This is a genomic window from Acinetobacter sp. CY73 (genome assembly GCF_059515865.1).
The window spans coordinates 2382-21904 of sequence record NZ_JCAKMZ010000039.1; the positions used below are offsets into that span (position 1 = coordinate 2382).

The following is a 19523-nucleotide window of genomic DNA, read 5'->3' on the forward strand; positions in this document are numbered from 1 at the left end:
TACCATCAATCAATGAAAATAATTTCGATTAATCAATCAGTAAAAATCCACACAAGTTGTTCTTCATAATCTCTTAATGATCTTCTTGCTCTTCGTCAGAGACAAGTTCAACACAATACATCTCAACAACTTAACCTGTTCAGCTAAGTTCGTTTACTGTATCGCGTCGGGATGCTGCGTATTCTATACAGTTTTATTTATCACGCAAGCCCTATCTCACATTAAAAAACTCGAGTGTTTATTTTTCAATCAAAATGGGAGGATTTATTGATTTTCTGACTAGTTTTCACTCATGAGTAGCAAAAAAACTCTGCAAATCGCAGAGTTTTTTAATTTTTCAAATGATCTTTATTGAGTGATATCAATAAAACCTTGAGTACTATAATGCTTTGTATCCAATTTTTTGATTTGTTTTTTACTTATATATGGATCAAGCGCTTCTACATATTGTAAAAAAGCTTCTGCATAATCCAATCCTACATCTGTACGGCGTTCACCACGGATGGATTTAAGCGTTGTATAGTAATCACCACCATTTGCTAAAAAATCAATCGTCACCACTTTGTATAATTTTTCAAGCTGGATGGGTTGGTATTCTCCAGATTGATTTCTGATTTCAATCGTATGAATCCGCTGTCCTTTATTTTGGGTAAAATCTACTTTCCATCTCATGCCACCAGTATATGGATAACTCCCTGTATTATTTTGTGCAATGACACCATCTATGGCATCTTCCAAAGTTGCTTTGACTTCATTCCCCGTCATATCTAATCGAACGAGTGTATTTTTAAAAGGCAATACATTGTAAATTTTACCTACAGTGACATCACCAATACCGACATCTTCACGAACACCACCACCATTCTGAAATGACAGGTCAGCATTAAAGTATTTTACACCCTGCTGTAAAAATGCTTCGGCAATCATTTGTTGGATATCTCCACCGTGCGTATCTACATGAGCATTTTTATTACATGCATCACCTAATGTTGAACGATTCACATCACGCTGTGTACCCGGCACTCGACGAGAACAAAGATTATCAACCGCGTGAGCCACGATTTTTTCAGCAAAACTTTTCTTTTCTAATTGATATGGTCTAAGAATATCTATCGTTTTCTGATCAGGCTGTACCACTTTAAATGGCACTTGATCTTTGATGAACTGATTTAGAATCATTTGTTTTTCAGTTTCAGTGACAGATTTTGCATCTTTAGCCGTTCTATTGAACTGATCTCCAATCAACACATGGGGTGTACCAGAACAACTTTCTATTTTGCCTTTGTTATTAAATTTAACATTGAGTTCACCAACGATATAACTATATTGCCAAGTTTGGGCAACGCAGACCAAATCGCCATCTTTATTTGTTAACTTTGTCGGATAAGTACCTTCAGGCGTCATGCCATATTTACTTAAGGTTGATGGTCCTAATAAAGTGTGCGAATCACCACCAATAATCACATCAACATCCGTCAGTGATTTTGCCAGTTGTTGATCTAAATCATAGCCAACGTGAGTTTGTAAAATAATTTTTTGAATACCTTGTGCTTTATAAGCATCAATTTCTTTTTGGGCTGATACGATCTCGTCTTGAAATAAAGTATCCGCATTCGGTTGCGATGAGTTCTTGGTTTTTTTTGCAACCGTCAACCCAATAACGGCGAATTTAGCTCCATCTTTTTCAAAGACATGTGATTTTTGAATACGATTGGTTTGATATAAAGGTGATGATTGCCCAAATTGTACATTTGCAGTGAGAATTTTAGTTTTCTCTTTACATAGTGTTTGATCCAAAAAACCAATAAATTTTTGCAAACCCACATCTGTTGCATCAAATTCATGGTTACCTGGCGTAAAAGTATCAAAACATACACTATTCATGGCATCAGCATCCGCTTTACCATCAGTCAGGTTGTAATATAAGTCTCCATTAATTGCATCACCCGCATGCATTTTTAACACATTGTTTTTTTCAGCTGTCAGTTGATTCATCAATGACGTGACACGTGCAAACCCACCACGACTCACACTAAATTCTTCCTGACCAAAACCAACATCGGCTTTAAATTTAATTGTTTCTTGATCCAAATGTGAGTGATGATCATTGATATGAATTAGATTTAATTCTAATGCTTTTTGTTCAGATTGGGGCGTTGATCTCGAGGAGTCATCATCACCTCCACAACTTGCCAAACTTAAACTGCTTAAGGCAATGAAAGTGAAACAACCAATCCGCTTCTGAAGATTTGTTTTCATTATAATGCTGCTACTTAAAATTATTTTAAATAGAGTCTCTGTATTTTTAATGTCAATTAAATGAATAAATCATGAATGTTAGGTTAAAATTATGATTAGACACTATATTCATTATCACCATCTTAGCCTGATTCAAGATCACTAAATGACTGAATAAACTTATAATTCACAATATTCGAGCTCACACTTTCAGCACATTTTTCCGCCATAGCAGTAATCGTTAAACTCGGATTCACATTAACATTGATTGGGATAGCACTCCCATCTACAACATAGAGTTTTGCATATCCAAAACTTCATGCTTCGCATCGATCACACCTTTTTAGGTTCTACGCCATCTCAGCAACACCCAGTAAATGTGACGCTACTGATAAATCCCCAACACTTTCCAAAAATACATTTTATACTTCGCCATGGTTCACCTCAGCAAATACTTATGCCGATTGATGTGCAATCGGTATAAAAGAAGGCGCCCCTCCCCAACCCATAGCGCTTGCGCAAGCACTCTGCCACGAATGAAAATTTCTGTATTTGTGTCATCAAACTGAACTTCACACAAACTTTCTTTATCGCCTGACACTGCTGTTAGTAATTAAAGTTCAATCGTAGTGACAATATGTACCGACAATTTTATTCACAAAAAAACCAGTCAATAGACTGGTTTTTTAGGGTCACGAGTTAACACTCATGCCTTATTGAATCATTTTTTTAAGAAGCCTTGAACCAAATTCAATACATTTTGGATATCACTATTCGCTTCTTGCTGATCAGTCTGACCCGCTTGTGGCGTCAATGAATCAATAATCTCTGGTAATACCGATGAAATCGCACCATATACATCTTGAGTTGGTACTTGCGCTTGAGCTGCTACATTTTCGACATCTTGCTGATCAAACAGGTTTTGAACAGATTGAGTTGGAATATTGGCATTTGCCCCAGGACCTGTAGACACCCAGTCATCTACTTGACTGGTTAAGCCCTGTCCTTTCAATTGATCTAATGCGCCTTGTAGACCACCATTTTTTTGGATCCAACCCAAAACCAAAGGAACAACCGCAATTAAAAGTGATTGTGCATTAAAACCACTTGATTGTTGAGCAGGTGCTTGCTGCTGACCACCCGTTAAGCCACCCAATACCGAGCCTAAAATCCCACCTAAACCACCTTGTTGTTGTGACTGATTTTGACCACCCATTTGCCCCAACACTGAACCAAGAATGCCGCCCAATCCACCTTGCTGTGATTGATTATTTCCACCCAGTGCTTGTTTCGCTAAAATTTCTACAATATTGCTTAAATTTGTCATGTTATATACCTAATTAGAATTATCATCTCATCGAGCATACAATTATTATTGTTCTCTGATGAAACATAATTGTTGTAGTTTCTATGATACTAAATTTTACTACTCTTTTTCGCAACGATTACCAACGAAATTTATTCCAATGTTCAGGGTTCGCCCAAAATTTAGAATTAAACCAATCAGGAACATGCTTGTAGGTCAAAATATTAAATTGCCATAATGCAAAGTCTTGATCATGTGTGGTTTTATCAATGAACTGTGTAAAGCCGAGACTCCGTAACATCTGTTCATCTTGTAATTGGCCGACCACCACAATTCTTTTCGCCATCAAATCTCGAAGCTTGACCAATACTTGGACTTTCTGCTGTTCGGTGATATCAATAAACTCAGCCGTATTGAGCAACACAAATCCTAAATCATATCTTTGCGTAAAGGGAAGCTTTAAGTACTCAGTTACGTTAAAATATGACCATTGAATTAAATGTTGATAGTCTTGGCTCAAATTTTGCCCAAGACATAATGCAGTTTGAATTGGCTGTTCATTAGATAAATCGTCTAGCATTGACGTGATGACATTTTTCTCAGCCATGACTGCACCTTATTTTAGAGAGAATGAATACATGGAACTCCAAGGCATTTGTCATAAAATGCATGCAGGTCTACGCAACCTAAGTGTAACTGAACAACAAACGCACAAGGCAAATGTTGAATATAAATTCACTTTGGATCGTTCAGAAATTGATCTTCCGTTTCAGTTGGGTCAAGACATTGAGATTGAAGCGACTGGAAATATCTACTGTGTTTCATGTGGTTCAAAAACACCTAAATCATATTCGCAAGGTCATTGCTTTAAATGTATGAAAACGAAAGCAGCGTGTGACATGTGCATTATGAAACCTGAGACTTGTCATTACCATTTGGGTACATGCCGCGAAGAAAGCTTTGCACAAGAAGTTTGCTTTCAACCCCACATCGTTTATCTCGCCAATTCAAGTGCTTTAAAAGTCGGAATTACGCGTTTAGGTCAAATGCCGACACGATGGCTAGATCAAGGTGCGACACAAGCTCTGCCGATTATGAAAGTCGGTTCACGTCGTTTATCCGGTCAACTTGAAGTGATGTTTGGTACTCAAGTGGCTGATAAAACCGATTGGCGCAAGCTACTTAAAGGTGAAGCTGAACCTTTAAACTTAATTGAAGTTCGTGATGAACTATTAAATGAGTTTGAACCTCAAATCGAAATGATTCGAGATGAGTTCAGTATGAGCTTAGATTTCAATGAAAATGTTGAAATACTTGAAAATGAATTGCCTCGAGAGTTTATTTATCCAGTAGACATTTACCCTGAAAAAATTAAATCTCACAATTTAGATAAGACCCCGATTATTCGTGGCAAGCTTCAAGGGATTAAAGGTCAATATCTGATTATGGATACAGGCGTGATTAATATCCGTAAATATACGGGTTATGAAATCAAACTGAGAGCTTAGATTGATTTTAAAGTTTAGCCTTAATCGCTTGAATATTAGAAAACCGCTTGAATGAGCGGTTTTTTATTTTTAGATCATTTGACTTGAAATTAACTCAAGAGTTTAACGATTGCCTCGACAGGATCTTCACTATTGTCTGCCAACAGCTGTTTATGCATGGTGAGTAATTGCATTGACTGGATTTTGGAAGTCTCAATATCCATTAACTTTTCAATTTCATGGGCCAATTTTTCAGGCGTTGCATCATGCTGAATCAGTTCCTGAATGACTTTTTTACCCGCCACAATATTTGGCAATGAATAATATGGAATCTTAATCATGAACTTCACCACATGATAAGTCAGCCAATTCAATTTATAAAAAGTCACCATTGGACGGTGTAGTAACATCGCTTCTAAAGTTGCTGTACCTGATGCAAGCGCTACAATATCACTAGCATCCATCACCATACGCCCAATTTTAGATTCAGTTCCAGTGTTTTCCAACAGCTGAATCTGAGATCGTAATTGCTCAGGATATTGTTTTAAAATTTCATTAATCTGCTGCTTTCGCGCATCATTAATCGCAGGGATTAAAAATACATAATCTGGATATTTTTGATAAAGCAATTGCGCCGCATCTAAAACTAAAGGCGCTAAACGCTCAATTTCACCACGTCGGCTACCGGGCAATAGTGCAATATGCTTTTGGGTCATATCCAATCCCAAAGCCTGTTTCGCATCAGAAATTGGATTTACTAAAGGCAATTGACTTGCGAGTGGATGACCAACAAAGGCTGAATTGACATCAAACTGTTGGTAGAAGGCTTTTTCAAAGGGAAATAAACATAAAACCAGATCAATACTGGCTTTAATCCCATGCACACGCCCTTGACGCCAAGCCCAAACAGAAGGACTGACATATTGTACTGTCTTAATAGGTAAATTTTTCTGTTTAATGGTTTTCGAGAGGCGTAGATTAAAATCTGGTGCATCAATGCCGACAAAGATATCGACTGGATTCTTCATCCATGTGTCGACTAAGCCATCACGCACAGCAAAGAGTTTTTTAATATCTTTTAAGACTTCAACAATCCCCATCACCGATAAAATATCCATCGGGTAATAGCTTTTAAAACCTTCAGCGATCATTTGTGGCCCACCAATGCCTTCAAATTCAGCATCAATGCCTTGCTCTCGAAAACGACGGATCAGCTTTGCACCAAGCGTATCTCCTGATACTTCACCCACCACGATACCAATTTTAAGTTTTCGATTTAACAAGATTATTTCCCTCAGAATGCGCCAGTTGATTTTAGCACAACTGTAGATATCTCAAATCGTTGAAATTGAGTTTGGCAATTTTAACAATCAAATGAGTCATCATCAAAACATGATCTTTGTTCAAAATCTTTAGCATTTTTTAGAATAAGCAAATCAACAATCAAGACAACTACTTATAAAAAAAAGCCATAAGATATCCACGTTTTTTTATAAGTCAGATTGTGGCATGTACGGTTCTATCGAATATATTTTAGCAGGTGTTTTAGTTGGGTTCTGCGTAGGCGTAACAGGTGTTGGTGGTGGTTCACTCATGACGCCAATCCTCATCACCCTCTTTAAAATCGAACCGCATATCGCCATTGGTACTGACCTGTTGTATGCAGCCATTTCAAAATTTTTTGGTTCTGTGGTTCATGCCAGAAAGCTCAATATCGTTTGGCCAATCGTGATTTGGTTAGCCGTAGGCAGTATTCCGGCATCTCTGGCGACCACATGGGTTTTGGACAACTATTTAAGTCAATCTACGCATTACAAAGCGATATTGACGATGGTTCTCGGCTTCATGCTGACCATTACCGGTATTTCGATTGTGTTTAGAACACAAGTGGAACGCTTCTTTAGCCGTTTTGGTAAACCAATATCTCATGAAGACATCGATCAACAACGTGAACGCCTAAAAAGCAAACGTTTACAGATCGCTTTGATGGGGATTGTACTGGGTATCTTTGTAACCTTATCCTCGGTCGGTGCTGGTGCATTCGGTATCATGGCACTCATCATCATGTTCCCCAATTTGCCAATGATCCGCATTATTGGTTCTGACGTTGTTCATGCTGTCCTACTCACCTTAGTGGCTGGTATGGGTCATATGAGTTCGGGTAATGTCGATTTTGAATTATTAATGTGGTTATTGATGGGTTCAATTCCAGCCATCATTGTCGGGACTTTAGTCAGCTCACGCTTACCTGAAAAAATTATTCGTAAGATTTTGGGTATTACACTCTTTGCACTGGGCATAAACTTTATGATTAATCCAGTCAAATCAAAACCTATCGCACCTGCAGAAGTTACCATCAGCGTTCCAGCTTCAGTTGGTCAAACAATCTAAAAAATAAAATAGAGCGATTGATATTCCCCTGTCATTTTTCAAATAAGAGTGACTGGGGTTGTTATTTAAAGCATGAATAGAATATTTAATTTGACAATGCTGATTAAATCTACGATTGTTTGCAATGATTAAGTTAACTCTAATTAATACCAAAAAGACCAAATCATTACTTTTTTTTATTAAATGCATTCGACTTTTTGATAACAAAATATCTACTGAATCGTGATATATTCAGTGAATTGAACATTTTTTTGTAAAAACGAACCAGTGACGGCAATGAATACACTACAGTCAAACTCCATTACACAATCCGATATCGATGATGTGAATGTACAAAGTTTTCAACCTCTTGTTCCTCCTGCTCAACTTAAAGCAGAACTCCCATTAAACGAAAAAGCATATCAAACGGTGCTCAATGGTCGTGAAACTGTCCGTCAAATTTTAGATGGTCAAGACAAACGTCTTTTCGTAGTGATTGGTCCTTGCTCTATTCATGATATTGAAGCGGCTCATGATTATGCAGACCGTCTTAAAGTATTAGCAGAAAAAGTAAAAGATACGCTGTACATTATCATGCGCGTTTATTTTGAAAAACCACGTACAACAGTCGGTTGGAAAGGTTTAATCAACGATCCTGACATGAATGACTCATTCAATATCGAAAAAGGCTTACGTTTAGGTCGTAAATTATTGCTTGAGTTGAATGAAAAAGGTCTTCCTTGTGCAACAGAAGCGCTTGATCCAAACTCACCACAATACTATCAAGACCTAATCTCATGGTCTGCAATTGGCGCACGTACCACAGAAAGCCAAACCCACCGTGAAATGTCATCAGGCCTTTCATCACCTGTTGGTTTTAAAAATGGTACAGATGGTGGTTTAACTGTTGCAACCAATGCCATGCAATCTGTTAAACATGGTCATAGCTTCCTCGGTCTAAATGATCAAGGTCAAGTCTCTGTAATTCGGACTAAAGGCAACCCATATGCACACGTTGTACTGCGTGGTGGTAATGGAAAACCGAACTATGATGCAGGCTCTGTAGCAGATGCAGAAAATGCTTTGGCTAAGGCTAAAGTCAGCACCAAAATCATGATTGATGCCAGCCATGCCAACTCAAACAAAGACCCGTACCTTCAACCGCTTGTTTTGAAAAATATTACAGAACAAATTTTGAATGGTAATAAATCGATTGTCGGTATTATGGTAGAAAGCCACTTAAAAGGTGGTCGTCAAGATATTCCTGAAAATCTTTGCGATTTAGAGTATGGTAAGTCTGTAACTGATGGTTGTATTGATTGGGAAACGACTGAAAAAGTACTGCTTGAAATGGATGCAGCTTTGAAAGACGTATTACCAAATCGTTAATAGTTTTTAAAACGCCATCAGATGATGGCGTTTTTTTTGACTGAAGAATTGATAGAGGTGATATCGAAATGGATGACTCTAAAGTGAGTGAATTTGAAACAGATCATGACGTTGATCATCTGGATACAGAATCGCTTGAAGCCGAACTCAGCCAAGTACCGAACTTTCAATTTATTCATCAACATTTAATGAGTTCTGGCCAACCTTCGGGGGAACAAATTGCTAAAATCAAAGCTTACGGTGTGGATACACTCATTAATTTAGCTTTTACAGATTCAGAACCGCATTTAGCCAATGAAGATCGTTTATGTGCAGAATTAGGATTAAATTACATTCAAGTCCCAATTCACTGGGAAATGCCGACTGACGAACAATGCATTTTCGTTCTTGATTTAATTGATCATTTAGTCCAACAAAAAATGGTTTGGATTCATTGCACTGAAAACAATCAATGCAGTTGCCTCATGTATCTCTATCGCCAATATTACCTTGATATGGATATGCCCACTGCACAAGAACTCATGCATCAGATCTGGGAACCCAATGAGACTTGGACTGGTTTGATTCATGCCGTTGGATTACAACTTCAAGGGAGAAAATCGACTTTGGATTTGCAACATTCCCTGATGAGTGCTGATCAGTTTTCTTGATTTGTATTACTTATTTCAGATATCTTAATTCTTTTGTCAAAGCCATCACTCTCAAATCAAAAAGTGAATTAGACCACGATCCAATTCACTTTTAATTTTTCAACTTAGCTTATGTCAAAATTTATTATTTTTGATGCGTCACCAGCACTGTAGCCGTAGACAAGATTCCTTCTTGTCGACCTGTAAAACCTAGTTTTTCAGTGGTTGTCGCTTTAATACTAATTTGAGTGACATCAAGATCCATGACATCCGCAATACTTTGACGCATGGCTAAATGATGTGTTGCCAACTTTGGGCGTTCACATGCGACTGTAATATCTGCATTGGCAAGCACATAACCACGGTCTTTAATCAATTGATAAACATGTTTCAACAAATGACGACTATCTGCACCTTTAAACTCTGGATTTGTATCCGGAAAATGTTGACCAATATCACCAAGTGCCAAAGCACCTAATAGAGCATCACATAGCGCATGTAACACAACATCCCCATCGGAATGTGCTTTTAACCCATGTGTATGCGGAATTTGTATACCCGCTAAAGTGACATACGACCCTTCTTCGAACGCATGTACATCCATTCCTTGTCCTATACGAATTGGTAACATCACTTTAAGCTCCTATATACATAAATTCGTCTATAAATCTTGTATTCATACTTTCTATTTCGCTATAGTACGTATGCAAACACAGTGAAAGTATAAGCGATCATGTTGTTGAAATACGTATCGAATTCGATTAAATCCATAGTTTCTGCATTCTTTATTTGCACCGCTGCAACGTCTATTAGCCATGCAAAAGCGCTGAAATGTGATGAAACAGACGCACCTCAGTTTTTAAAAAATCTCTGTGCTGATTCTTTTAGTGATTTGCGTACAGAATTTAATGAGCACTTTCATACTACATATTTAGTGACAGATGCTCCTATTCGATTGATTGATGATACTCAAGCCCTTTGGAGTCAACGTGTTCAACAATGTAAAAATTCAAACTGCTTAAAGCAACAAATGAATTTAAGAATTGAAGATCTTAACTTTTATACGTCAATGAATCAGTCCTTAACGCAGCATTATCTTAAGTTTGAACAAGGCAAAATTTCAAAACAGCCTGCACATATTAAAATACATCAGCTGACCAAAGACCGGATTAAGATTGAAGGAACGGCATACCGAGATCCCAATAATCGCGCTGAAAGTCAAAGCATTCCTTTATTGGCTTACACGACCAATGAAAATAAAAAAGAAATTTTAGACAACGAAAATGATTGTAAATATGCATTGAATTTTCAAAAATCCATTTTGATTATCGAATCAAAAACACAAAGTAAGAACTGTGATCGTTTTAATGGGATTTATCGTCTCTATGATTAAATCAAACCCTATTTCACGTAGGATAAAATAATAGTTCAATCCATTCAAAGTTTTGGTAGTACTAAAAGCCAACGTGTAATAATTAATTTATATATTTTTATATCAATAACTTAGTAAGTTTATCACGTCATATTCATGCATTACCGTAAATTATTATCCACCCATTAAAGCAACAATTTAAATAACTCAAATAGAATTTCATTTAATATAATTAAATTCATTCATCTCAGTAATTAATAGGTTTTACTAGAAATTCTATTAAACTGTTCTTGCATATCATTAAATGCATAAGTAAAACCTAACAATGAGAGTTGGTGCTCAACTATACGATGTTCATTATTTTGGTACTGTGTATAAGCGAAATATCCAGTTTTAAATTGTGCTATCAGGCTTTGTCCATTTCTAAAAAAACCACCTAATTGCTGTTGGCTAGAGTGCTGATCTATACGAATTTTTCCATGTGAATTCGGTGCATGATGCTCACCAACATTCACCACGTAATCATGATTAATTCGTGCCACTGACAATGGTCCTTTACGCATGACACAGGCTTTAACCTCATCATATTTACGGTATTCACATTTAATTTTCCAACTGGCACGACCGAGCATCTGATTTTCAATATTATTGAAATGACGATCAGATGCGGGAGAAACAGCAACTTTTTTAATTAACGTATTGAGATGATCTTCCTGTGCATTCACACTTTCGATCCACCCCAAAAGCCCCAAGACTAATAGTTTTTGTTTAAATAATACATTCATTTTTAGGTTCTAATAATCCACAATAATTTATTGAAGCAAATTTGAGCAGAATATAGCACAAGTCAGAACCTTTTATAAATTTAAATATATGATTATTATGATTAAACATAATTTAATTAGGTAAATTTTCACAGTTCTAAATAGTCATTGATAAACTCATCACAGCAAGTATTGCCATAACAATTCCTAAAAACACCGTTAGATTAATTTTCTCTTTAAAAACAACTAAGCCCGCAATCACACCAAACACCACAACCAATATATTCATCCCTGCAAAAACCACTGCTGGAGAATCTTTTAAGAGCATGTGTGCTTTGACGTAAAGCGCAATATTGGCAAAATTTAATACACCCAAACTTAAACCTGCTAATAGGTTTTCTTTGCTCCATTTTGTATTTCTGAGTGCTAAATATCCCATAGACAATATGAATGCAAAAATAAACATCAGGTTCAAAGAGACAGAAAACTGTAACCCTAAGCTCGTCGTATATTTGAGCAAAATATCAATTAGTGCATAACCAAACCAAACGCCTAACAAGGACAGAATTGCCTTGGATGAGTTTGAGGATGCTGCACCACCTGATTTCATAAACACAATTATGAATACAGCAACTAAACCAATGGCTATACCCATCATTTTAAGTGGACTGAACGATTCATTAAATAAAAAATAGGCTGCAATTAAGGACAATATAATAGACAGTCTTTGAGCCACTTCTGTCTTTAAAATACCTGCTGTTGCTAATGATTTAGCTAATAGAAAAAAAATCGAAGGTAAACAAACACCCAGTACCACAATCAACCACCATGGCGTTTCAGAAATGGAAATAGTGGTTAAATTAGGTTTAAACCAAAAAAAACACAGAACACTGGCCGCCAAATAATTCCATGCGATCATTTGCAGTGGATCTAAGCCTTTGGACTTGGATATTTTTAGAAAAATTGAGACTAAAACACTACATAGCGCAGCAGAAAATATCAGTTCCATCTTGAGCCTTTTATTTTAATGATCTTAAATATTGGATTCTTGCTTTAAAGCATATTTTTGAATCTTAAATACATTAAAAAAGCCCACATTGCTGCGGGCTTTTCAGTATAAACAATTTAGAAATTATTTATAACGGCTCACCATTTTCTCTAAAGAGATCGGGCGAATTTTGTCAGCATGACCTGCTGTACCAAAAGCATTGTAGCGATCAACACAGATATCTTTCATTGCAACAACAGTTTCAGCAAAGAATTTACGTGGATCAAATTCGCTTGGTTTTTCAGCCATCATACGACGCATAGCACCTGTAGATGCTAAACGTAAATCTGTATCAATGTTGATTTTACGAACACCGTGTTTAATTGCTTCTACCAACTGCTCAACAGGAACACCATAAGTTTCTTTGATGTCGCCGCCATATTGGTTAATCACAGCCAACCATTCTTGTGGAACAGAGCTTGAACCGTGCATTACAAGGTGTGTATTCGGTAGTGCAGCGTGAATTTCTTTAATGCGATCAATCGCAAGAATGTCACCTGTAGGTGGACGCGTAAACTTGTAAGCACCGTGTGAAGTACCTACTGCAATTGCAAGCGCATCTACATTGGTATCAGCAACAAACTGAGTTGCTTCTTCAACAGATGTTAAAAGTTGAGAGTGGTCTAGAACACCTTCTGCGCCTACGCCATCTTCTTCGCCAGCTAAACCAGTCTCTAGACTACCTAGACAACCGATTTCACCTTCAACAGAAACACCACACGCATGCGCTAATGCGACAGTACGACGTGTCACATCAACGTTATATTCATAAGACGTTGGTGTTTTACCATCAGCAGCCAAAGAACCATCCATCATTACAGATGAAAAGCCCAATTGGATAGAACGCTGACATACATCAGGGTCAGTACCGTGATCTTGGTGCATTACCACTGGAATATGTGGCCATTCTTCAATTGCCGCCAAAATTAGGTGACGTAGGAATGGAGCACCTGCGTATTTACGAGCACCAGCAGATGCTTGAACAATAACTGGTGAATTCGTTTCGTCTGCGGCTAACATGATTGCGCGCATTTGTTCTAAGTTGTTTACGTTAAAAGCTGGTACGCCGTAATTGTGTTCACCGGCGTGATCCAAGAGCTGGCGCAATGAGATAAGAGCCATAATTTCCTCCCAGGTAATGCCCTGTATTCTACCCTGTCATGTATTTCAATTCAGCAAGAAATCACAGTATTTCATAAAAAATCCCTGCTTATGCAGGGAGTTTTAGGTAAAACCTTGAGCAAATACAATTTATTGATATTATTGAGCAGCTGATGCTTCAGCCGTTTCATCTAAAGTTGCTTGATCAGCAGGTACATTTGCAACTGATTCAGGAATATCGGTATTGTTTTCGTCTTGTAATGGTTTATCAATGGCATCGATTGCCGCTTGTTGTTCTGGGCTTACATTTGCAGATTCTTCAACAACCACTTCTGAAGTTGCAGCTTGATCTGCAGCAGGTGCTTTTTCTTGTTTAGAACATGCAGTAAACGTTAATGGGAATGCCAAGCAAGCAGCTAAAACTAATTTAGAGTTCATCACAATTCCAAAAGTCTATGATTTAATTCAAACAAATTTTATTGCAAAAATATTTCATTTTAATGACCAATTAAAGAACATCATTTTTATTCGCTGAATTTAATCAACTTTAAAATAAAAAAAGCTGACCAATGTGTCAGCTTTTTTTTATAATTTGTTTCAGTTATACAAATTAAGCACGTTCAATCAGAGCAGCAACTGCAGGCAGAGTTTTACCTTCAACAAACTCTAGGAAGGCACCACCACCTGTAGAGATATAACCGATTTTGTCAGCAACTTCATACTTATCAATTGCCGCTAAAGTATCCCCACCACCTGCGATAGAGAAACCTTCCGATTCAGCAATCGCTAAAGATAAAGTCTTAGTGCCTTCACCAAATTGATCGACTTCAAAGACACCGACTGGACCATTCCAAAGAATGGTTTTAGATGTTTTCAAGATTTCAGCAAACATTTTCGCTGTTTCAGGACCAACATCCAAAATCATGTCATGATCAGCAACGTCTTCAACTTTTTTCACAACGGCTTTTGCTGCTGCCAATGAACCAAGGAAGTCTGCAAAATCAATTTCAGATGCATTTGCAACAACGACATCTGTTGGAAGTGGTACAGAAACTTTTGCTGCAATGGCTTTTGCTGTTTCAATTAAATCATTTTCACACAGTGATTTACCTACATTGAAACCAGCAGCAGCTAAGAATGTATTGGCAATACCACCACCTACGATCAATTGATCACAGATGTCTGAAAGTGAAGTTAAAACATCAAGTTTTGTTGATACTTTTGAACCTGCAACAATCGCAACCATTGGTTTTGCAGGCGTTTGTAATGCACGACCTAATGCATCTAACTCAGCAGCCAATAATGGACCAGCAGCAGCAACTTTAGCTAAACGTGCAACACCTTCCGTTGATGCTTCTGCACGATGCGCCGTACCAAATGCATCCATCACAAATACGTCACAAAGCGCTGCGTATTTTTGCGCTAAATCTGGATTATTTTTCTTTTCGCCCGCATTAAAGCGGCAGTTTTCTAATAGAACAACTTGACCCGCTTCGACTTCAACACCATCTAAGTAATCTGTGATGAGTTGAACGTCTTGACCTAAAGCTTTGGTTAAATATTCAGCAACTGGTGCTAATGATTGTTCAGGTTTTGGTTCGCCTTCAACTGGACGACCTAAATGTGAATAAACCATGACCGCTGCACCTTTTTCAAGCGCCGCTTTAATCGTTGGTAATGCAGCGCGTAAACGGGCATCACTCGTAATCACACCGTTTTTAACAGGAACGTTTAAATCTTCGCGAATAAGGACACGCTTACCTGCCAAATCTAGATCAGTCATACGCTGAAAGTTCATGTATAGCTCACTTTTTATATATCAAAATCGCATAGATTCTAAATGATTATGCTAAAAAAAGTTAGAGACTTTTGCATAAATGGTGTGGAATTGTTTGGTTTTGATTATCATAGGATCAGTCCTATACAGAACTTTTGCTTATGTCTTTTCATCCAGATCCAAAAATCAATCGTTTAAACGTGCTTGGTGAGCCACTTGCGAGTTGTTGCTTTGATCCAATCACTGGATATTTCCGCAATGGATTTTGTCATACCGCACCATCCGACTTAGGTCAGCATACGGTTTGCGCGGAAATGACCTCTGAATTCTTGAGCTTTTCCCAAAGTATTGGTAATGACTTAACAACGCCACTTCCAGAAATGGGTTTTCCTGGTGTAAAACCGGGTGATTTTTGGTGTATCTGTGTGACGCGTTGGGTTGAAGCTTACCAAGCGGATATGGCTCCCAATGTAAAACTCCAAGCCTGCCATCAAGCAGTATTGGCTTATGTACCTTTAGATTTACTGATGGAATATGCGGTCTAACTTAAAACTGAAATGATATAACGGTATTGCAATTAATACCTTAATATTTGATCGTCTGCTTTTAAAGCTTATTTTTTAGGATATATATAATGAGCCACTCCCCTATTATTTTGGCTTCAAGCAGTCAGACACGTAAAGATCTGATGAACCGCTTGGGTGTGGATTATCAATGTATATCACCAGAAATAGATGAGTCCCCTCAAGGTGAACGACATGCAGATGACCTGGCAAAGCGATTAGCATATGAGAAGGCTCATGTTATAGCGGAGCAACACCCGCATGCCATTGTGATTGGCTCTGACCAAGTGGCTTGGCGCGAAGGCGCTCCTGATATTTTTATTGGTAAGCCTTTAACAGTAAACAATGCCGTTAAGCAACTGCAAGCCAACTCAGATCATTTCGTTTACTTCAGCACAGCTTTGAGTGTTCAACAGAGATCCACTGATTATGAAAATACTCTGGTTGAACACTATAAAGTGAAATTCCGAAAATTAGATTTAGCTGAAATTGAGCGCTATGTGGAGCGTGATCAGCCTCTACATTGTGCGGGAAGCTTTAAGTGTGAAAGTTTAGGCATCAGTTTATTTGAACAAATGACTGGACAAGATCAAACGACTTTAATGGGTATGCCGATGATTCAATTGTGTAGAATTTTAAGAGAATTGCAATTATTAGTGCCATAATGTACGCTGCGTACTCCTCTACAGTATGTGAGGAATACGCATTTTATTAGATAAATAGACAAAAATAATGAAATTTAAAACCGCGCTAACTATTTTGCTTTTTAACCTTTCTGCTGTTCCATTGCTTTATCAGCATAGTTATGCAGTAGAACCAGATATACAGTCTCAGTTCACTCAAATCGACAAAGTATTCATCAATGAATGGGTACAATATCAAAATATTATCCTGATCAATCAATTAGAACAATTCAACCTTAAAAATCTAGCAATTGAATTAGATCGTTCACCTTATGATCAGAGAACTGCGAAGCTTTTAAAGCAGATGCTACAGCAGCCTAAAAGCAATATGGCAAGATTAGAAAAACTCCATGCACAAAACACTCAGCTAAAAGAGCTCATTCAATTAAACATCCAAGAATATAAATTTGATTTGGAAGATCTTGAAAAAGATTTTAGTGTCACGGAAGTTGAGTTTGATAATGATGAATATATGAGTTTATTCAACCAAAAACAGCATAATTACATCGCATTTAAATCACTTAGAGAAATTGTTAATAACAAAGTTCTTTCGATGATTTTACACAACCCTTTATCATCTCAAAATCAAAGTGATACCCACTCAAATTTAGTGAACGATTGGTTTCGATATCAAAATGCACTGAATAGAATTAATAAATTACATCAGCAGATGGAAGTATCTTCATCTCGATACCTTACTGAAGACAATGAAGCAGTAAAAGAATTAAAACAAAAATTGACCAATATCAAGATTCAGTCCAGAAGATCTTAGAACAAGTTCAGCCAAAATCATCACAGGTGACTGAGCAGATTAAGGAATTGAAAAATTCTCTTCAGCTGACTACTGAATATTTAAGAAATGATTATGCCATGCGAGGCATCGATGGTTTAATTGAATCAAATGATTATAACAAATCTACTGATAGGTCACTTGGTCAAGAATATTTTGAATTGACTCGAAAACTAAAAAAAAGTGAAGATCAAATTAAAAAAGAAGTATTCAGTTATCTGAAAAATAATCCACTAAAATAAAGTGTTCAAGGAAGATAAAAAGCTTAAATATAATCAATACATCTCATTGAAACTGATAATTTTTTGTAGATTAAACATTTCTACAATCGAGATCACCCTGTTTAGAAGGTTTCAGATTACCTATTAGATCTACACCTGTTCCACGCTTTTATATATTATGTTAAGGAAATCAAGTGAAATTAATAAAAGAATGGATTGATTATCAAAAAATAGACAATCAGATCAATCATCTCGACACTTCTCACTCACACAATATCTATATGGGTAATTCAGAAAACACTGACATCGAAAGCATGTTTCACATGTCAAATGTTACCGAACTCGCTTTGTCAATGTACAAAAATTACGAACCTACATTTGAACAATTGATTTCAATTAAAGAAAAATGGATCTATATTTTAGAATCACTCGTTAAAGCAGATGATGCCATACAATTAGATATTGGCGACTATGAAGAATTTGCTGAGATATTAGACGAAATTAATTCTTTAAATACGTCTATTGAAAAACAGATCTATGATTATTTAAAAGAAAGTCAAACCTCTACATTATGTATTGAGTGGATCAGTTATCAAAACTTAAAAGAAACTATAGAAAAAAAAGAGAGTGAGTTAACTAAAAACTATGTTCAGAGTATTAGTGGAGCGGAAATCAATGATCAAGATAAGCTTTCCAAGATTTTCCTAGATACTCTTATCAACAGCAAACTTGAATTATGGATGAAATTTCAACCCAAAACAAAAAAATTGCAAGAACTATCAAGTTTAAAAATTCAATTGTGCAAAGTTGAATACAGCAAAAATCGCCATCTTATACAACGTCCTATTTTATCCAAAGAATACGAAAACAAAATCAGTCAATTGAAATCGGATATAAAATTATTAGAAAGTGAACTGGAGTTAAACGTATTTAGAGAAATATCACAGAGGTTTTAATTCATTTTACTTGTATTTATGCCTTGCTTACATGAATTCAAACATAAGACAATATGCCTAATCTTACCTTAATGTTAATTAGGCTATTTAATGTCCCAAACTTTAGACGTATTAGGCGGGATTACCGCTGAACAATTTCTCTCAGAATACTGGCAAAAGAAACCGCTTCTAGTTCGTAATGCAATACCTGAAATTGCAGAAATTCTAGAACCAAATGATGTGATGGAACTTGCACTAGAAGATGAAATGAGTGCTCGTCTGATCAAACAGAAAGATTGCGCTCAAATTTTGTTTGATCAATCCTCGTACATTACAGTGGGCTCTAGATAAAAGCTATGTAAATGTTATGTGAAAGACTGGGCTTAATTTGATTTAAGTCTATACCCCGCACAATTCATAGGACTCTTAGTGGCATGCCAATAATGAATTTATACGGCATATTAAGAAAATTACATAAGTAAAGACTTTAACCTACTCATTAGACCTCTTGCGAAAGTCATTATTGCAAGTTTATCCGGTTTACCAGTGCAGCGATTAAGCTAATGCGTAAACCGAATCGCTTGCGTCTATTTCGGTAGCGTTCACTCAATATTCTAAATGTTTTTAATTGACGATTGATGTGTTCAATCACAATTCGTATTTCTCCAATGATTTTATTGTACTTTTTCTCAATATCAGATAAGGCAGAATTCTTCTTTTTCTTAATAGGAGTCAATAGCTTAAATCCACGCTCCTCTAGTCCATGATACCCTAAATCAGTAACCACATATTCACAATGCTTGAATTTTGCAATCGTTTTTCTTGCCAATTTAATGTCATGTTGACTACC

At 36.8% G+C, this 19523-nt stretch carries 21 protein-coding genes and 2 pseudogenes; 11 read left to right on the forward strand and 12 right to left on the reverse strand.

The window, feature by feature from the left end; genetic code table 11:
* Positions 1 to 348: 348 nt before the first annotated feature.
* From AC5YD2_RS14615 to AC5YD2_RS14630, 4 genes and pseudogenes are all read right to left on the reverse strand, one after another.
* Entirely contained in the window at positions 349 to 2259 is a 1911-nt protein-coding gene (locus AC5YD2_RS14615) for a bifunctional metallophosphatase/5'-nucleotidase (RefSeq protein WP_496127027.1), read from the reverse strand.
* Positions 2260 to 2456: 197 nt separating this feature from the next.
* A pseudogene (locus AC5YD2_RS14620) lies at positions 2457 to 2552 on the reverse strand (GMC oxidoreductase); the annotation flags it as partial.
* Positions 2553 to 2959: 407 nt separating this feature from the next.
* Positions 2960 to 3565: a YidB family protein gene (locus tag AC5YD2_RS14625; RefSeq protein ID WP_496127028.1), complete on the reverse strand. Its 606-nt coding sequence runs from the start codon at positions 3563 to 3565 to the stop codon at positions 2960 to 2962.
* A gap of 118 nt (positions 3566 to 3683) precedes the next feature.
* A complete protein-coding gene (locus tag AC5YD2_RS14630; RefSeq protein ID WP_496127029.1) occupies positions 3684 to 4151 on the reverse strand; it encodes a DUF6231 family protein in 468 nt (155 codons plus the stop codon).
* A 31-nt stretch (positions 4152 to 4182) separates the two neighbouring features.
* Here AC5YD2_RS14630 and AC5YD2_RS14635 point away from each other — a divergent pair, with 31 nt between their 5' ends.
* Positions 4183 to 5052: a DUF2797 domain-containing protein gene (locus AC5YD2_RS14635; protein WP_496127046.1), complete on the forward strand. Its 870-nt coding sequence runs from the start codon at positions 4183 to 4185 to the stop codon at positions 5050 to 5052.
* Between the two features lie 89 nt (positions 5053 to 5141).
* Here AC5YD2_RS14635 and lpxB read toward each other — a convergent pair whose 3' ends face one another.
* Entirely contained in the window at positions 5142 to 6314 is a 1173-nt protein-coding gene (gene lpxB / locus AC5YD2_RS14640; RefSeq protein ID WP_496127030.1) for a lipid-A-disaccharide synthase, read from the reverse strand.
* A gap of 226 nt (positions 6315 to 6540) precedes the next feature.
* Between lpxB and AC5YD2_RS14645 the strand changes: the two genes are divergently transcribed.
* The 3 genes from AC5YD2_RS14645 (at position 6541) to AC5YD2_RS14655 (ending at position 9440) form a co-directional block, all read left to right on the forward strand.
* Positions 6541 to 7422: a sulfite exporter TauE/SafE family protein gene (locus tag AC5YD2_RS14645; protein WP_496127031.1), complete on the forward strand. Its 882-nt coding sequence runs from the start codon at positions 6541 to 6543 to the stop codon at positions 7420 to 7422.
* A gap of 276 nt (positions 7423 to 7698) precedes the next feature.
* Complete coding sequence (locus AC5YD2_RS14650) at positions 7699 to 8790, forward strand: 3-deoxy-7-phosphoheptulonate synthase (protein ID WP_496127032.1); 1092 nt, start codon at positions 7699 to 7701, stop codon at positions 8788 to 8790.
* 68 nt (positions 8791 to 8858) lie between these two features.
* Positions 8859 to 9440 carry a protein tyrosine phosphatase family protein gene (locus AC5YD2_RS14655; RefSeq protein WP_496127033.1) on the forward strand — a complete coding sequence of 194 codons (582 nt, stop codon included), beginning with the start codon at positions 8859 to 8861 and terminating at the stop codon, positions 9438 to 9440.
* A 124-nt stretch (positions 9441 to 9564) separates the two neighbouring features.
* On the opposite strand, the gene ispF is transcribed toward AC5YD2_RS14655, so the two are convergent.
* Positions 9565 to 10053 (reverse strand): 2-C-methyl-D-erythritol 2,4-cyclodiphosphate synthase, encoded by a 489-nt coding sequence (gene ispF / locus AC5YD2_RS14660; protein ID WP_496127034.1) that lies wholly within the window; start codon positions 10051 to 10053, stop codon positions 9565 to 9567.
* 99 nt (positions 10054 to 10152) lie between these two features.
* Here ispF and AC5YD2_RS14665 point away from each other — a divergent pair, with 99 nt between their 5' ends.
* Positions 10153 to 10812, forward strand: coding sequence for an A1S_1983 family putative colistin resistance protein (locus tag AC5YD2_RS14665; RefSeq protein WP_496127035.1), 660 nt, complete (start codon positions 10153 to 10155; stop codon positions 10810 to 10812).
* Positions 10813 to 11045: 233 nt separating this feature from the next.
* Here the strand turns inward: AC5YD2_RS14665 and AC5YD2_RS14670 are convergent, their stop codons facing one another.
* The 5 genes from AC5YD2_RS14670 to AC5YD2_RS14690 all read right to left on the reverse strand — a co-directional run bounded on the left by AC5YD2_RS14670 (position 11046) and on the right by AC5YD2_RS14690 (position 15502).
* On the reverse strand, positions 11046 to 11576 hold the full coding sequence (locus AC5YD2_RS14670; protein ID WP_496127036.1) for a hypothetical protein: 531 nt from the start codon (positions 11574 to 11576) through the stop codon (positions 11046 to 11048).
* 136 nt (positions 11577 to 11712) lie between these two features.
* Positions 11713 to 12564, reverse strand: coding sequence for an EamA family transporter (locus tag AC5YD2_RS14675; RefSeq protein WP_496127037.1), 852 nt, complete (start codon positions 12562 to 12564; stop codon positions 11713 to 11715).
* Positions 12565 to 12687: 123 nt separating this feature from the next.
* Positions 12688 to 13725 carry a class II fructose-bisphosphate aldolase gene (gene fba / locus AC5YD2_RS14680; RefSeq protein WP_496127038.1) on the reverse strand — a complete coding sequence of 346 codons (1038 nt, stop codon included), beginning with the start codon at positions 13723 to 13725 and terminating at the stop codon, positions 12688 to 12690.
* A gap of 138 nt (positions 13726 to 13863) precedes the next feature.
* Entirely contained in the window at positions 13864 to 14142 is a 279-nt protein-coding gene (locus AC5YD2_RS14685; protein WP_496127039.1) for a hypothetical protein, read from the reverse strand.
* A gap of 172 nt (positions 14143 to 14314) precedes the next feature.
* The gene (locus AC5YD2_RS14690) at positions 14315 to 15502 is read right to left on the reverse strand and encodes a phosphoglycerate kinase (RefSeq protein ID WP_496127040.1); all 1188 of its coding nucleotides are present in this window, start codon (positions 15500 to 15502) and stop codon (positions 14315 to 14317) included.
* Positions 15503 to 15642: 140 nt separating this feature from the next.
* Here AC5YD2_RS14690 and AC5YD2_RS14695 point away from each other — a divergent pair, with 140 nt between their 5' ends.
* The 6 genes and pseudogenes from AC5YD2_RS14695 to AC5YD2_RS14720 form a co-directional block, all read left to right on the forward strand.
* Positions 15643 to 16026, forward strand: coding sequence for a DUF2237 family protein (locus AC5YD2_RS14695; RefSeq protein ID WP_496127041.1), 384 nt, complete (start codon positions 15643 to 15645; stop codon positions 16024 to 16026).
* An 89-nt stretch (positions 16027 to 16115) separates the two neighbouring features.
* The gene (locus AC5YD2_RS14700) at positions 16116 to 16709 is read left to right on the forward strand and encodes a Maf family protein (protein WP_496127042.1); all 594 of its coding nucleotides are present in this window, start codon (positions 16116 to 16118) and stop codon (positions 16707 to 16709) included.
* A gap of 67 nt (positions 16710 to 16776) precedes the next feature.
* A complete protein-coding gene (locus tag AC5YD2_RS14705; protein ID WP_496127043.1) occupies positions 16777 to 17499 on the forward strand; it encodes a hypothetical protein in 723 nt (240 codons plus the stop codon).
* A gap of 26 nt (positions 17500 to 17525) precedes the next feature.
* Positions 17526 to 17759: a hypothetical protein gene (locus AC5YD2_RS14710; RefSeq protein ID WP_496127044.1), complete on the forward strand. Its 234-nt coding sequence runs from the start codon at positions 17526 to 17528 to the stop codon at positions 17757 to 17759.
* A 173-nt stretch (positions 17760 to 17932) separates the two neighbouring features.
* Entirely contained in the window at positions 17933 to 18694 is a 762-nt protein-coding gene (locus tag AC5YD2_RS14715; protein WP_496127045.1) for a hypothetical protein, read from the forward strand.
* A gap of 90 nt (positions 18695 to 18784) precedes the next feature.
* Positions 18785 to 18970: pseudogene (locus AC5YD2_RS14720) on the forward strand (cupin); the annotation flags it as partial.
* Positions 18971 to 19193: 223 nt separating this feature from the next.
* On the opposite strand, the gene AC5YD2_RS14725 reads toward AC5YD2_RS14720, so the two are convergent.
* Positions 19194 to 19523, reverse strand: a 330-nt coding sequence (locus AC5YD2_RS14725; protein WP_496125492.1) for a transposase family protein, incomplete at its 5' end; no start/stop codon positions are given.

What these genes read in the sequence shown, in the direction of transcription:
- AC5YD2_RS14615 (WP_496127027.1), bottom strand. Translation starts at nt 2,259, where the DNA reads ATGAAAACAAATCTTCAGAAGCGGATTGGTTGTTTCACTTTCATTGCC.
- AC5YD2_RS14705 (WP_496127043.1), top strand. Translation starts at nt 16,777, where the DNA reads ATGAAATTTAAAACCGCGCTAACTATTTTGCTTTTTAACCTTTCTGCT.
- AC5YD2_RS14700 (WP_496127042.1), top strand. Translation starts at nt 16,116, where the DNA reads ATGAGCCACTCCCCTATTATTTTGGCTTCAAGCAGTCAGACACGTAAA.
- AC5YD2_RS14630 (WP_496127029.1), bottom strand. Translation starts at nt 4,151, where the DNA reads ATGGCTGAGAAAAATGTCATCACGTCAATGCTAGACGATTTATCTAAT.
- AC5YD2_RS14670 (WP_496127036.1), bottom strand. Translation starts at nt 11,576, where the DNA reads ATGAATGTATTATTTAAACAAAAACTATTAGTCTTGGGGCTTTTGGGG.
- AC5YD2_RS14645 (WP_496127031.1), top strand. Translation starts at nt 6,541, where the DNA reads ATGTACGGTTCTATCGAATATATTTTAGCAGGTGTTTTAGTTGGGTTC.
- AC5YD2_RS14665 (WP_496127035.1), top strand. Translation starts at nt 10,153, where the DNA reads ATGTTGTTGAAATACGTATCGAATTCGATTAAATCCATAGTTTCTGCA.
- AC5YD2_RS14635 (WP_496127046.1), top strand. Translation starts at nt 4,183, where the DNA reads ATGGAACTCCAAGGCATTTGTCATAAAATGCATGCAGGTCTACGCAAC.
- AC5YD2_RS14675 (WP_496127037.1), bottom strand. Translation starts at nt 12,564, where the DNA reads ATGGAACTGATATTTTCTGCTGCGCTATGTAGTGTTTTAGTCTCAATT.
- AC5YD2_RS14655 (WP_496127033.1), top strand. Translation starts at nt 8,859, where the DNA reads ATGGATGACTCTAAAGTGAGTGAATTTGAAACAGATCATGACGTTGAT.
- fba (WP_496127038.1), bottom strand. Translation starts at nt 13,725, where the DNA reads ATGGCTCTTATCTCATTGCGCCAGCTCTTGGATCACGCCGGTGAACAC.
- AC5YD2_RS14650 (WP_496127032.1), top strand. Translation starts at nt 7,699, where the DNA reads ATGAATACACTACAGTCAAACTCCATTACACAATCCGATATCGATGAT.
- AC5YD2_RS14685 (WP_496127039.1), bottom strand. Translation starts at nt 14,142, where the DNA reads ATGAACTCTAAATTAGTTTTAGCTGCTTGCTTGGCATTCCCATTAACG.
- AC5YD2_RS14625 (WP_496127028.1), bottom strand. Translation starts at nt 3,565, where the DNA reads ATGACAAATTTAAGCAATATTGTAGAAATTTTAGCGAAACAAGCACTG.
- AC5YD2_RS14690 (WP_496127040.1), bottom strand. Translation starts at nt 15,502, where the DNA reads ATGAACTTTCAGCGTATGACTGATCTAGATTTGGCAGGTAAGCGTGTC.
- AC5YD2_RS14695 (WP_496127041.1), top strand. Translation starts at nt 15,643, where the DNA reads ATGTCTTTTCATCCAGATCCAAAAATCAATCGTTTAAACGTGCTTGGT.